Raw genomic sequence first — 13,934 nt, forward strand, 5'->3', positions numbered from 1 at the left:
ATGTATCGCACCCGGTTTTCCGATCACCTCGTCCTCATCCTCGGCGCACTGTTTCTCTGCACGCCGGTCGTGGTGGCCTTCATGACCTCCACCCATACGGCGGCCGACATTCACAGTAACGGCCTGTCGCTCTCCTGGGGTGGCCATTTCGTCGAAACCTATGAGAAGGTGCTGACCCAGCGCGGCGGCTTTACCGGTGAGATCACCGGCGCCCGCATGGTGATGAATTCGCTGATCCTCGGCGTCGGCTTCGCGCTCGGCAAGATCGTGCTGTCGATGATGGCCGCCTATGCCATCGTCTATTTCCGCTTCCCGATGGCGACGCTTTCCTTCTGGGTGATCTTCACCACGCTGCTCCTGCCGCTCGAAGTGCGCATCATGCCCTCCTACCAGGTCATGTCGGATCTCGGCCTCCTGAACAGCTATACGGGCCTCATCGTGCCGCTTCTCGCCTCGGCGACTGGCACCTTCTATTTCCGCCAGTTCTTCAAGTCGGTACCGGAAGAGCTGCTGGAGGCCGCGCGCATCGATGGCGCCGGCCCGTTCAAGTTCTTCATCGACATCCTGATCCCGATCTCCCGCACCATGATCGCGGCGATCTTCATCATCATGTTCGTCTACGGCTGGAACCAGTATCTCTGGCCGATGCTGATGACGACCGATGAGCGCTTCTTCACCCTGATGCGCGGCATCAAATCCATCCTGCAGGTCTGGGTCGGCTCGCAGATCCCCGATTACAACGAGGCTTTCGCGCTGGCGGTTCTCGCCATGCTTCCGCCCGTGGCTATCGTGGTGCTCTTCCAGAGCTGGTTCATCAAGGGCCTGACCGAAAGCGACAAGTAAGGAACAAGACAATGGCCGCGATCGACATCAGCAGCGTTGGCAAGATCTATAATGGCGGCGTCCGTGCCGTATCCGACATCAATCTCGATATTCGGGATGGCGAGTTCATCGTCCTCGTCGGCCCCTCCGGCTGCGGCAAGTCCACGCTTCTGCGCATGGTGGCCGGCCTCGAGGCGATTTCCGAAGGCAAGGTGAAGATCGGCGACCGCGTGGTCAACGAGGTGGAGCCGGCCGATCGCGATATCGCCATGGTCTTCCAGAACTACGCGCTCTATCCGCATATGTCGGTGCGGCAGAACCTGGAATATGGCCTGAAGAACCGCAAGACGCCGAAGGCCGAGATCGACGAGCGCGTGGCGGAAGCCGCTCGCATGCTGGAGATCGCCCAGTATCTCGATCGCAAGCCGCGCGCGCTTTCCGGCGGTCAGCGCCAGCGTGTCGCCATGGGCCGCGCCATCGTCCGCAAGCCGGCCGTCTTCCTGTTCGACGAGCCTCTGTCCAACCTCGATGCCAAGCTGCGTGTTTCCATGCGCGGCGAGATCAAGCGCCTGCAGCGCCGCCTCGGCACAACCTCAATCTACGTCACCCACGACCAGCTGGAGGCGATGACGCTCGCCGATCGTCTCGTCGTTTTGAACGGCGGGAAGATCGAGCAGGTCGGCGCGCCGCTCGACGTCTATCACACCCCGGCCTCCACCTTCGTCGCAAGCTTCATCGGCTCGCCGGCCATGAACCTCGTCAAGGGCGAGGTCCACGGCGATCGCCTGGCAATCGGCCCCGGCCTGCTCGGCCTCAACGGCTTTGCTCCGGCCTCCGGCGCCGTCACGGTCGGCCTGCGTGCCGAAGACATCCGTCTCGCACCGGCCGGCGAGAACAGCCTGCCGTTCAAGGTGGAATATGCCGAGGAACTCGGCTCCCAGCGGCTCGTCCATGGTCTGATCGGGGATCAGCCCGTCACGGTGGCGGTTTCTTCCGAGGCCGAACTTGGCCCGGAACTGCATCTGTCGATCGATGCCTCGCGCCTGCATTTCTTTAACGCCGAGACCGGCAAGCGGCTGGAAGGCCGCGCCTCGACAGCGGCAGCTCCTGTGGCTGGAAAGATACAGCCGGTGGCTTGATTGCCGTCATTGGCCGATCGCTAATATTTTAACGATCGCTTGAATGCACTGGTGATTTCTTTCTGCTACATCCCGGCGAAACTGGACTTGTTTCTCTTGAGGATAGTATGAGCTGGCACATGATCGTCGCGGCGGCAGCCATGGCAGTGGGATATCGCGCGCGTGCACAGCACGTCATGCCTGCGCCTCAGCCTGCGCCGGTATTCGTCGGCGCCTGTCCGGACAGTATCGTGATGGAGCCACTTCCCATCGAACCGAGCTGGATCCTGTCCGGTGATCCCCAGGCACGCTCCGGCGCCCATTCCAAGGCGGAGGATGGATGTGCTGTGACCGGCGTATGGGACTGCACCGCCGGCAGCTTTCGCTGGTATTTTGGCTGGGACGAGACGGTCGTCATCCTGGAAGGCGAGGTCCATGTGACCGCCGAGGACGGCACCGAGCGCGTATTGCGCAAGGGTGACATCGGCTATTTCAAAGGCGGCACCTGGGCCACCTGGCATGTCGAAACCTATGTGCGCAAGATCGCCTTCCTGCGCAAGCCTTTCCCGTCGCCGATTGTCGCCATGTTCCGCTTCAAGAAGGCGCTTCGACCGAAGCCCGCACTCGGCCTCGCCGCCTGATCCGGCAGCGGCCTCGATTGCGGCTCTGATTGCGCCGCCCGCATTGCTTTCGGCCGGCCCCTATCCTACATCAGGCGGGCATTTTTCCCCGGGGGCATAAAACATGGCGCATGTTCGCAAGGTCGCAATTCAGATGGACCATATTTCCGGCATCAACATTGCCGGCGATTCCACCTTCGCAATGACCTTGGAGGCGCAGTCCCGCGGCTACGAGCTCTTCCACTATACGCCCGATCGCCTGACCATGCGCGACGGCAAGATCTTCGCGGCGGTCGAGCCGCTGCAGGTCCGCGACATCAAGGGCGACCATTACACGCTCGGGGAAAAGCAGCGTGTCGATCTCTCGCAGATGGATGTCGTGCTGCTCCGCCAGGATCCGCCATTCGACATGGGCTACATCACCTCGACCCATCTTCTCGAGCGCATCCATCCGAAGACGCTGGTCGTCAATGATCCGGCCTGGGTGCGCAATTCGCCGGAAAAGATCTTCGTCACCGAATTCGCCGACCTGATGCCGGCCACGCTGATCTCCCGTGACGTCACCGAGATCGCCGCCTTCCGCCAGGAAATGGGTGACATCATCCTGAAGCCGCTTTACGGCAATGGCGGCGCCGGCGTTTTCCACTCCACTCGCGACGACCGCAACTTCACCTCGCTGATCGAGATGTTCAGCCAGATGTATCGCGGCGAGCCCTTCATCGCGCAGGCCTATCTGCCGGCGGTGCGCAAGGGCGACAAGCGCATCCTGCTGGTCAACGGCGAGCCGGTCGGCGCAATCAACCGCGTGCCGGCTGAAACCGACAGCCGCTCCAACATGCATGTAGGCGGTCGCGCCGAGCCGACCGAACTGACGACACGCGAAAAGGAAATCTGCGCCCGCATCGGACCTGCGCTGCGCGAGCGCGGCTTCATTTTCGTCGGCATCGACGTCATCGGCGACTATATGACGGAGATCAACGTCACCTCGCCGACCGGCATCCGCGAGGTGCAGAAATTCGGCGGCGCCGATGTCGCAAGCCTTATGTGGGATGCGATCGAGGCCAGGAACTAAGGTTTCGCGTATCAAGGAATAGACAGTGGGCGCTCCGGGCGCCCATTTTTTTATTCCGTATGTTCGATTTTTGTTCTTGTTAAAAATATGGCACTATGTCAGCTTATGGTTGTGCTGGCGCGAAGGCAGGCCAAGGGGGCAAGGCTGCGTTCCGGACATGATGTTTGGGAGCGGTTCGCATGGTTTCACGCGTCAGTACCGTTGCATTCCAGGGGATAGAAGGTGTCTCCGTCGACGTCCAGGTCATGGTCGGGCCGGGCAAGATGGGCATGCATATCGTCGGCCTGCCGGACAAGGCGGTGGCCGAGAGCCGCGAGCGGGTGCAGGCGGCCCTCCATGCCTCGGGTCTCGCCATGCCGCCGAAGAAGGTGACGGTCAATCTGGCCCCCGCTGACCTCCCCAAGGAGGGCTCGCATTTCGATCTTGCGATTGCGCTCGGCCTCATGGCAGCCCTCGGCGCCATCCCGGCGGATGCGATCGCAGACTATGTGGTGATCGGCGAACTGAACCTCGACGGCACGCTGGCGGCCGTGGCCGGCGCGCTTCCGGCGGCGATCAGCGCCAATGCGCTCGGCAAGGGACTGATCTGCCCGGCCGACAGCGGTCCGGAAGCGGCCTGGGCCGGGCCGGATATCGATCTTCTGGCACCCCGCAGCCTGATCGGTCTTGCCAATCATTTTCGCGGCACGCAGGTCATGTCCCGGCCGCAGCCGGCGATCCGCGCTCTGCCCGCCAATCTGCCGGATCTCGCCGAGATAAAGGGCCAGGAAAGCGCGAAGCGGGCGCTGGAAGTGGCGGCCGCCGGCGGTCATAACCTCCTGATGGTCGGCCCGCCGGGCTCCGGAAAATCAATGCTGGCGGCGCGGCTGCCGTCCATCCTCCCGCCGCTCTCGGCTGCCGAGTTGCTGGAAGTCTCGATGATCCATTCGATCGCCGGACAATTGTCGGGCGGCAAGCTCTCGGATCGTCGGCCCTATCGCGCGCCGCACCATTCAGCCACCATGGCGGCCCTTGTCGGCGGTGGCCTGCGCGCGCGGCCGGGCGAAGCCTCGCTCTCGCATCACGGCGTGCTGTTTCTCGACGAGTTTCCCGAATTTTCGCCGCAGGTGCTGGATGCATTGCGCCAGCCGCTGGAAACCGGCGAATGCGTCATCGCCCGCGCCAACCATCGTGTTTCCTATCCGGCCAATATTCAGCTCGTCGCGGCCATGAACCCCTGCCGCTGCGGCATGGCAGGCGAGCCGGGCCACGCCTGTGCCCGCGGCCCGCGCTGCGCCGCCGACTATCAGGGCCGCATCTCTGCGCCGCTGATGGACCGTATCGATATCCGCATCGACGTGCCGGCGGTATCGGCGAGCGACCTCATTCGCCCGGCTCCGGCCGAAAGCAGTGCCGACGTCGCCCGCCGGGTCTTTGCGGCGCGAGAGTTGCAGCGGGATCGCTATGAGACGGCAGAAGCGCGTGGCCCACTCACCAATGCGCGGTGTTCGACGGCGATGATCGAGCGCTTTGCCGAGCCCGATCCATCCGGCCTGCAATTGCTGCGGGATGCGGCGGAAAAGCTGAAATTTTCCGCCCGCGGCTATCATCGCGTCCTGAAAGTCGCGCGGACGCTCGCGGATCTCGACGGCAAGCCGACAGTCGGGCGCCTGCATCTGGCCGAGGCGATCTCCTATCGCATGGCGAGCGAACGGCTTGCGATTGCCGCAGCGTAAGGGGAGTGGGGTCCGGTCGGCGTGGTGGGTTCCAGTTGGTGAGGCATTCCAACTGAGCGGCAATGCTGGCTGCTGGAAAGGCGGATGTCGCATGGAGGAAGCGCGCCGCTTTTGGATGAAGGGCGCGCTTGGGGATCACAAGCCGCTGCTGCGGCGTATCCGGGGGCTACTCGCCCAGGCCGTCGAACAGCGCAGTCGAAAGATAGCGCTCGGCGAACGAGGGGATGATGACGACGATGGTCTTGCCGGCGTTTTCCGGGCGGCTGCCCACTTCGATCGCGGCGGTGAGTGCGGCGCCGGAAGAGATGCCCACCGGCACGCCTTCGAGCCGGGCGACGAGCCGTGCCATATCCATGGACTCAGGCGCGCTGACGGTGACGACCTCGTCATAGACATGCGTGTCGAGAATTTTGGCGCAAAGCCCGCACCGATGCCCTGGATCTTGTGCGGGCCGGGTTCGCCACCGGAAAGAACGGGCGATTCTTCCGGCTCGACGGCGATCACCTTGAGGCCGGGCTTGCGGGCCTTGAGCACCTGTCCGGCGCCGGTAATCGTACCGCCCGTGCCGATCCCGGCAACGAGAATGTCGATCGCGCCGTCCGTATCGTTCCAGATCTCCTCCGCCGTCGTCTTGCGGTGGATTTCTGGATTGGCCGGGTTTTCGAACTGCTGCGGAATGATGGCGTCGGGCAGCGAGGCGGCAAGTTCCTCGGCCTTGGCGATCGCACCCTTCATCCCCTTCGGGCCTTCGGTAAGCACCAGTTCCGCGCCGAGCAGGGCCAGCATCTTGCGGCGCTCGACAGACATCGTCTCCGGCATGGTCAAGATCAGCTTGTAGCCCTTGGCGGCGGCGGCAAAGGCAAGCGCGATCCCGGTATTGCCGGATGTCGGCTCGACCAGCGTCGACTTGCCGGGCGTGATCTTGCCCTGTGCTTCCAGGCTTTCGATCATGGCGACGCCGATGCGGTCCTTCACCGAAGCGATCGGATTGAAGAATTCGAGCTTGGCCAGAAGATTGGCCTTCACACCCTTTTCCTTCGCCAGCTTGTCGAGCCGCACGATCGGCGTATCGCCGATCGTCTCCGTGATCGACGCATAGACCTTGCCGCGTCCGGGTTTCTTCGTGTCCGTCATGACCGTCTCCCTTAGAATGCCTTCGTTCTTGTCGGGAGAATAGGGCTGCGATCACTCTATGACCAGAGCGTCATCATTGCGCGGGCACCCGGGATTTGGCGAAAACAGTTGCAAGGAAACTGCCCGGCCTGGTCGCGGCGGTTCAGCTGGCTCAAGCCGTTTTCGGCAGCGGGAAAGCAGGATGGAGGACGGCGTCAGACGCCGGTTGAGCCGAAGCCGCCGGCACCGCGGGTTGTTTCGGTCGTCTCGCTGATCTCCGCCACCTGCACCTGGGTCACGGGCGCCACCACCATCTGGGCGATCCGCATGCCGCGCGTGATGACGAAATCCTCATCACCCAGATTGACCAGCAGCACCTTCACTTCGCCGCGGTAATCGCTGTCGATCGTGCCGGGCGTGTTGAGGCAGGTAATGCCGTTCTTGAAGGCAAGGCCGGAGCGCGGACGGATCTGCGCCTCGAAACCGGCGGGGATCTCGAAGATGAAGCCGGTCGGCACCAGCGCCCGCTTGCCTGGCGCGATCGTCAGGGGCTCGCCCTCGGCCACGGCGGCGCGCATATCCATGCCCGCAGCGCCGGAAGTCTCGTAAGCGGGAAGGTCGAGGCCGTCGCCATTGGCAAGGCGGATGAGGTTGAGCAGGGGAGCGGAGGCGGAGTGAACGTTCATGGGCGCATTAGCCCGTCCTGTGCCTTGGGGGTCAAACACGAATTGAAAGTTATCCACTAAGTCGTTAGATACGCGGCAACTCGAAGGATTGTTGCTCCCATGGCCGAAACACTGGCAGAGGCGGTTTCCCGCCGCCGCACATTTGCGATCATTGCCCACCCCGATGCAGGTAAGACCACACTCACCGAAAAACTGCTGCTGTTCGGCGGTGCCATTCAGCTCGCCGGTGAGGTCAAGGCCAAGAAGGATCGCATCCAGACCCGGTCGGACTGGATGAAGATCGAGCGTGAGCGCGGCATCTCCGTCGTCACCTCGGTCATGACCTTCGAATATGAAGGCAATGTCTTCAACATCTTGGATACGCCCGGTCACGAAGACTTCGCCGACGATACCTATCGCACGCTGACGGCGGTGGATGCGGCCGTCATGGTCATCGATGCTGCCAAGGGTATCGAGCCGCGGACGCTGAAGCTGTTCGAAGTCTGCCGCATGCGCGACATCCCGATCATCACCTTCGTCAACAAGATGGACCGCGAAAGCCGCGACATCTTCGAGATCCTCGACGAGGTCGAGGAGAAGCTGGCGCTCGACACCGCTCCGATCACCTGGCCGATCGGTCGCTCCAAGAGCTTCTGCGGTTCCTACAATCTGGCCGACAACACCGTGCGAGGGTCGGATACGGAAGTGGTGCCGACCAAGGTCAACGGGCCGCAGGCCGTCGCCGACCGACTGCCGGAAAACGAGCGCAGCGCTTTTGTCGACGAAGTGGAGCTCGCCATCGAGGCCTGCCGCCCATTCGATCGTCAGGCCTTCCTCGAAGGTCATATGACGCCGGTCTTCTTCGGCTCGGCCTTGAGGAATTTCGGCGTCCGCGATCTCATCAACGCGCTCGGCGATTTCGCCCCGCCGCCGCGCGACCAGGTTGCCGATATCCGCACGGTTCATGCCGCCGAAGACAAGATGACGGCCTTCGTCTTCAAGATCCAGGCGAACATGGACCCCAACCATCGCGACCGCATCGCCTTTGCCCGCATCTGCTCCGGCAAGCTGGAGCGCGGCATGAAGGCGCGGCTGGCGCGTACCGGCAAGCAGCTCGGCCTCACCGCGCCGCAATTCTTCTTTGCCTCGCAGCGCCAGCTGGCCGATACCGCCTTTGCCGGCGATGTCGTCGGCATTCCGAACCACGGCACGCTCCGGATCGGCGATACGCTGACCGAAGGCGAGGCGCTGGTCTTCCAGGGGTCCCGAACTTCTCGCCGGAAATCCTGCGCCGCGTGCGCCTCGGTATGGCGGAAGAAGGCGTCGTACAGCTCTTCCAGCCGGAAGACGGTTCGCCCGCCATCGTCGGCGTCGTCGGCGCGCTGCAGCTCGACGTGTTGAAGGAGCGTCTGTCAGCGGAATACTCGCTGCCGGTCACCTTCGAAATGTCGCGCTTCTCGGTCTGCCGCTGGGTCTCGTCGGACAACAAGGCGGATCTGGAAAAGTTCGTCACCGTCAAGCGCGGCGATATCGCCCGGGATCTCGACGGCGATCCGGTCTTCCTGGCGCAGGATGCGTTTTCGCTGCGTTACGAGGCGGAACGCTACCCGTCGATCAAGATGGCCGCAATCAAGGAATATCACGTCGCCAAGGCGGCGTGATTGACCTCAGTCGATAACCAATTCGGCTCGACCGCTCGTAAGATCGGTCACCAGTTGCGACACCGTACCGACTTCCGCCTCCGGTATGTGGAGCATCAGGTCGGCGCCGGTCGCGGTAAACGCTTCTTCGGCAATCGTCAGATCGGGGACGGACAGAAGCCTGGCCTTCATCCGCGCAAGGTCGGAAAACTCCAAGCTTACCATGCCCTCGATGGTCGGCTTCAGTTCCACCATCGGTGCGACCTTGAGACAGGCGGCCGCCGTGCCGCCATAGGCGCGCACCAGCCCGCCGCTGCCCAGCAATATGCCGCCGAACCAGCGGGTGACGATGACGACGACATGGTCGAGCGACTGGCCGTCGATCGCGGCGAGGATTGGCTTGCCCGCCGTGCCGCTCGGCTCTCCGTCATCGGAAAAGCGATAGGCCGCGCCGATCCGCCATGCCCAGCAATTGTGGTTGGCGCCGGCATCGCCATGCGCCGCCAGTGCCGCCTTCGCCTCCTCTTCGGTTGCGACGGGAAGCGCGATCGCCAAAAAGCGGCTCTTCTTGACGATCTGCTCGAATGTGGCGGCTTGCGTGAGCTGGAACATGGTGGAGCCTTACCGCCCGAAAAGCGACGAGGAAGCGGTCTCAGCCGAAGTTGACGGCGGTCGTGTTCGATCCACAGACCAGCACGCAGACCCGCTCGCCGGGCTTCGGAACATATTTGCCGGAAAGCAGCGCGGCGAAGGCGGCGGCTCCGCCCGGCTCGGCCACCAGCCGCGCGCCGGACCACAATGCCTTCTGGGCGTTCAGGATGTCGGCGTCGGTTACGAGAACCGGCGGCTCGACGAATTCCTGCGCCACCGGAAACATCAGCCGGCCCACCTTTTTCGGCGCAAGAGAATCCGCCGCGATACCGCCCGCAGGCGCATCCACCGGGTGGCCTGCCTTGAACGCTTCATAAAGCGTCGGGGCGCCGTCGGATTCCACCGCGACGATCTTCACCCGTCCGCGCAGCCAGGATGCAATGCCGCCGATCAGGCCGCCGCCGCCGACGGCCACGAGAAGCGTGGTCATATGCGGCAGGTCTTCCTCGATCTCCTTGCCGAGCGTGCCCTGACCGGCCAGCGTCTCGGGCTGGTCGAAGGCGTGGATAGCGAGCGCTCCGGTCTTTTCGACATAGGCCTCGCTGGCGGCCAGCGCGTCCGCGTAGCGGTCACCTCCGACGACGAGTTCTGCCCCGTAGGAGCGGATCAGGTCGATCTTCGCCTTGGACGAAACGCTGGGCACGAAAATATGCGCCGGCACGCCCAGCTTATGGGCGGCATAGGCGACGGCTGCGCCATGATTGCCGCCGGAGGCCGCGACCACGCCGGTTTCCGGTACGTCGCGTGTCAGAAGGTTGGTGAAGGCGCCGCGCGCCTTGAACGAACCGGAATGCTGCAGCAGTTCGAGCTTCAGGTCGACCGGCATCGGCTGGCCGCCGAAGGCCTGCATGTCGACCCGCATCACCGGCGTGTGGCGTATATGCGGTCGGATGACCGCCTCCGCATGGGCAATGTGCTCTGCAGTGACGGGGGCGGTGATCAGCATGGCGGCTCCTCAAATCATGTTCCCAATGGGTACCGGCTGATCGTCGTCATGGGAAGATCATGGAGGGAAGAACCTTCCATGCGGCGATCACGAGAAACGGCGCGTGGTGCCGAGGCGACATATTCCATCGGATATCTCGTCATGCCATACTGCGCTTCAATTCACCTGGAGGCTCCTCATGCTGAAGCTGGTCAGCGCCGTCGCGATCGCCTTCCTGTCCTTCTGCTCCGCCACCGTATTTGCCCGGCCTTTCACCGATGCCGGCGGGCGGATAGTGGAAATCCCGGACAATGTCACCCGTGTGCTGACGGCCGGGCCGCCTGCCTCGGTTCTGGTTTATGTGCTGGCACCGGACAAGCTGACGGGCTGGGTGCGCGAGCCGGGCGCGGCCGAGAAGGAGTTTCTCGCGCCCTCCGTCCGTGACCTGCCGACCTTCGGCCGGCTGACCGGACAGGGCGGCACGGCAAATATGGAGGCGGTGATCGCGGCTAAGCCCGATCTCATCATCGATGTCGGCAGCGTCAACCCGACCTATATCTCGCTTGCCGACAAGGTGCAGCAGCAGACCGGCATTCCCTATGTGCTGATCGACGGCAGTTTCAAAAACTCGGCTGAGACTTTGCGGCAGGTGGGTGATCTGCTGGGCGTCAAGCCGCGTGCCGAGGAACTGGCCACCTATGCGGAAAACACCTTGAAATCCCTCGATGAAGGACTGGCGAAAGTACCGGCCGGCGAACGCGCCAAGGTCTATTACGGACGTGGGCCGGAAGGACTGGAGACCGGGCTTGCCGGCTCCATCAATCTGGAAATCCTGGAAGCGGCCGGTGCCACCAATGTCGCGGCGTCCGCCGGCAAGGGCGGGCTCACCAATGTCTCGCTCGAACAGGTGCTCGGCTGGAACCCGCAGGTCATTCTCGCCGCGAGCCCCAAATTTGCATCCAGCGTGAGAAGCGATCCGTCCTGGGCCAGCGTCACAGCGGTGAAGGATGGCAAGGTGTTTGCCACGCCGTCGCTGCCCTTCGGCTGGTTCGATGCGCCTCCTGGCATCAATCGCCTGATCGGCATTCGCTGGCTGGAAGCGCTGCTCTATCCAAAGGCCTTTCCGGGCGATCTCAGGGCGGATGTCAAAACCTTCTTCAAGCTCTTCTATCAGGTCGACGTGACCGACGCCCAGCTTGACACGCTGCTCAAGGGCGCCACAGCTAATCCCGGATGAGACCTGAAGCGGATATGGAGCGCGCAAACTGGAAGCTGATCGCCCTTGGCGTTACCGGCCTGGTGCTGCTGACGCTGGGGTCCCTGGCGATCGGCAAATACTGGGTGCCGCCCGGCACCATCCTGCGGGCACTGGCCGCAGGTCTTACGGGCGGCGAGGGAAATATCGATCCGATCCAGCAGACGGTGATCTGGAACGTCCGGCTGCCGCGCGTCATGGCTGGTCTGCTGATCGGCGCGGCACTGGCGGCGGCCGGCGCCACCTATCAGGGCCTGTTCCGCAATCCGCTCGTCTCGCCGGATATTCTCGGCGTCTCCGCCGGCGCAAGCCTCGGCGCGGTTCTGGCGATCTTTCTACGCATGCCGGTGCCGGTGATCCAGGCCATGAGCTTTTGCGGCGGGCTTCTGGCCGTCGGCGCGGTTTATGCGGTGGGCGCAGCGGTGCGCGGGCGTGATCCGGTGCTGACGCTGGTGCTGGCAGGCGTGGCGATCGGGGCGGTCGTCGGTGCCGGCATCTCGCTGATAAAAATCCTTGCCGATCCCTATGACCAGCTCCCGGCGATCACCTATTGGCTGCTCGGCAGCCTGACGGCGGTCAACCGTGCCGATGTCGCCTCCATCCTGCCCGCCATGGTCCTCGGCCTTCTGCCGCTCTTTCTGTTGCGCTGGCGCATGAACGTGATGACGCTGGGTGACGAGGAAGCGCAGACGCTGGGCGTCGATACGCGCGTGACGCGGCTGGCGCTGATCGTCGGCGCAACGCTGATCACCGCCGCCTCTGTCTCGATCGCCGGCATCGTCGGCTGGGTCGGGCTCGTCATCCCCCATATCGCCCGGCTGCTCGTCGGGCCGGATTTCCGTCGCCTTCTGCCTGCCTCCATCGTGCTCGGCGGCGGCTATATGCTGATCGTCGATACGCTCGCCCGCAGCATCGCCCTCACGGAAATTCCGCTCGGTATTCTCACCGCCGTCGTCGGCGCGCCCTTCTTCCTCTGGCTGCTGGCATCGGGAAAGCGGGGCTGATCCTGATGCTGGAGCTGCGAGACCTCTCCTTCGGCTATGGCGCCCGCACCATCGGCAGCAGCGTTTCGCTGACGCTCGGTCCCGGCGAGGTTCTGGCGCTGCTCGGGCCGAACGGTGCTGGCAAGACGACGCTGTTCAAGACCATGCTCGGGCTTCTGCCGCCCCAGGCGGGCGATGTGCTGTTCGATGGCGCCTCCCTCGCGACGCTCAGCCGCGCGGAGCGGGCGAAACGGATCGCCTATGTTCCACAGGCCCATGCGGCTCTCTTTCCCTTCACTGTGCGTGACGTTGTGCTGATGGGCCGGGCGGCAAGGGTGGCGCCCTTTTCCGCGCCGGGCAGGCGGGATCGCGAGATCGCCGCGGATGCGCTCGACCGGCTCGGCATGTCCCATCTGGCTGATCGTCCCTATACGGAAATCTCCGGCGGCGAGCGGCAGATGACGCTGATTGCCCGCGCGCTGGCGCAGGAGCCGAAGGTTCTCGTCATGGACGAGCCGACCGCCAGCCTCGATTACGGCAACCAGATGCGGGTGCTCTCCCATGTCCGCCGACTGGCGGCGGAGGGCATGGCGATCGTGCTCTCCACCCACAATCCCGACCATGTCTTCATGGTCGCCGATCAGGTGGCGCTGCTGCACGAGGGGAGGCTTGCGGGATTGGGACCACCGGCCGAGGTGCTGACGCCTGCGACGGTCAAACGGCTTTATGATATCGATGTGGTGATGGGCGTGCTGCCGGGCGGCAGTTTCCAGGTCTCATCGCCGCGTCTCAACACGGGAGAATGATGATGGTGCGCGAAAACGAAGTCCGCGAGAACGAGGTTCAGGTCTCGGCGCCAGAACCGACCGATGCCGGTCTCACTTTTATCGGCCGCATCTCCACCCCTTGGACATCGCGCATGGAAACGCCGCGCCAGGGCCGTCATGACGGGCCGATCTGCCGCATCGAGATCTACGAGCCATGGGTGCCGGCCCTGAAGGGTGTGGAGGTCTTCGAGCGGCTGGAAATCCTCTACTGGCTGCATCAGTCCCGCCGCGATCTCGTGCTGCAGAGCCCGGCGAGCAATGGCAAGGTGCATGGCACGTTTTCGCTCCGCTCCCCGGTCAGGCCGAACCCGATCGGCACCTCGATCGTGAAGTTAGAGGGTGTTGAGGGCAATGTGCTGCTGGTGCGCGGGCTGGATTGCCTCGACGGCACGCCGCTTCTCGATCTGAAACCGGATCGCACCCTGTTCAAGCCCATCGCGCCGCCCCAGCCCGGCGATTTCCAGACGGATGAGACTGCGCCGACTGCCCATTACTGCCAGAAGGCGTGAGCGCGGCGCCAAGGCCTGA

Annotated in this window: 12 protein-coding genes and 2 pseudogenes; 10 read left to right on the plus strand and 4 right to left on the minus strand. The window is 63.7% G+C overall.

The genetic code is table 11. The features are described 5' to 3' along the window. The 5 genes from ugpE to N7E02_RS17530 all read left to right on the plus strand — a co-directional run bounded on the left by ugpE (position 1) and on the right by N7E02_RS17530 (position 5,347). The gene (gene ugpE / locus N7E02_RS17510; protein WP_286583581.1) at positions 1-843 is read left to right on the plus strand and encodes a sn-glycerol-3-phosphate ABC transporter permease UgpE; all 843 of its coding nucleotides are present in this window, start codon (positions 1-3) and stop codon (positions 841-843) included. 11 nt (positions 844-854) lie between these two features. Beyond that, on the plus strand, positions 855-1,961 hold the full coding sequence (locus tag N7E02_RS17515; RefSeq protein ID WP_286583582.1) for a sn-glycerol-3-phosphate import ATP-binding protein UgpC: 1,107 nt from the start codon (positions 855-857) through the stop codon (positions 1,959-1,961). A gap of 107 nt (positions 1,962-2,068) precedes the next feature. Next, a complete protein-coding gene (locus N7E02_RS17520) occupies positions 2,069-2,581 on the plus strand; it encodes a cupin domain-containing protein (protein ID WP_374730710.1) in 513 nt (170 codons plus the stop codon). 103 nt (positions 2,582-2,684) lie between these two features. After that, positions 2,685-3,632: a glutathione synthase gene (gene gshB / locus N7E02_RS17525; protein WP_286583583.1), complete on the plus strand. Its 948-nt coding sequence runs from the start codon at positions 2,685-2,687 to the stop codon at positions 3,630-3,632. A gap of 179 nt (positions 3,633-3,811) precedes the next feature. Next, entirely contained in the window at positions 3,812-5,347 is a 1,536-nt protein-coding gene (locus N7E02_RS17530) for a YifB family Mg chelatase-like AAA ATPase (RefSeq protein WP_286583584.1), read from the plus strand. A gap of 166 nt (positions 5,348-5,513) precedes the next feature. Here N7E02_RS17530 and cysK read toward each other — a convergent pair. Together cysK and dut are read right to left on the minus strand one after the other, a co-directional pair. Next, positions 5,514-6,481: pseudogene (cysK, locus tag N7E02_RS17535) on the minus strand (cysteine synthase A). Between the two features lie 194 nt (positions 6,482-6,675). Beyond that, positions 6,676-7,146, minus strand: a complete 471-nt coding sequence (gene dut / locus N7E02_RS17540) for a dUTP diphosphatase (RefSeq protein ID WP_286583585.1) — start codon at positions 7,144-7,146, stop codon at positions 6,676-6,678. Positions 7,147-7,245: 99 nt separating this feature from the next. Here dut and N7E02_RS17545 point away from each other — a divergent pair. Beyond that, positions 7,246-8,786, plus strand: a pseudogene (locus N7E02_RS17545) (peptide chain release factor 3). 6 nt (positions 8,787-8,792) lie between these two features. Here the strand turns inward: N7E02_RS17545 and N7E02_RS17550 are convergent. After that, positions 8,793-9,377 (minus strand): IMPACT family protein, encoded by a 585-nt coding sequence (locus N7E02_RS17550; RefSeq protein ID WP_286583586.1) that lies wholly within the window; start codon positions 9,375-9,377, stop codon positions 8,793-8,795. A 40-nt stretch (positions 9,378-9,417) separates the two neighbouring features. Continuing rightward, positions 9,418-10,362, minus strand: coding sequence for a threonine/serine dehydratase (locus tag N7E02_RS17555; protein WP_286583588.1), 945 nt, complete (start codon positions 10,360-10,362; stop codon positions 9,418-9,420). 178 nt (positions 10,363-10,540) lie between these two features. On the opposite strand from N7E02_RS17555, the gene N7E02_RS17560 reads away from it, so the two are divergent. The 4 genes from N7E02_RS17560 to tsaA are packed head-to-tail and all read left to right on the plus strand — an operon-like array spanning position 10,541 to position 13,915. Beyond that, positions 10,541-11,578: an iron ABC transporter substrate-binding protein gene (locus tag N7E02_RS17560; protein ID WP_286583590.1), complete on the plus strand. Its 1,038-nt coding sequence runs from the start codon at positions 10,541-10,543 to the stop codon at positions 11,576-11,578. Continuing rightward, positions 11,575-12,600 (plus strand): FecCD family ABC transporter permease, encoded by a 1,026-nt coding sequence (locus N7E02_RS17565; RefSeq protein WP_374730711.1) that lies wholly within the window; start codon positions 11,575-11,577, stop codon positions 12,598-12,600. The genes N7E02_RS17560 and N7E02_RS17565 overlap by 4 nt, the downstream gene beginning before the upstream one ends. Before the next feature lie 2 nt (positions 12,601-12,602). Next, positions 12,603-13,385 carry an ABC transporter ATP-binding protein gene (locus tag N7E02_RS17570; RefSeq protein WP_286583893.1) on the plus strand — a complete coding sequence of 261 codons (783 nt, stop codon included), beginning with the start codon at positions 12,603-12,605 and terminating at the stop codon, positions 13,383-13,385. Between the two features lie 2 nt (positions 13,386-13,387). Next, positions 13,388-13,915: a tRNA (N6-threonylcarbamoyladenosine(37)-N6)-methyltransferase TrmO gene (tsaA, locus tag N7E02_RS17575; protein ID WP_286583592.1), complete on the plus strand. Its 528-nt coding sequence runs from the start codon at positions 13,388-13,390 to the stop codon at positions 13,913-13,915. Positions 13,916-13,934: the final 19 nt, after the last annotated feature.

This window comes from Terrirhizobium terrae (assembly GCF_030323265.1).
Lineage (GTDB): Bacteria > Pseudomonadota > Alphaproteobacteria > Rhizobiales > Rhizobiaceae > Neorhizobium.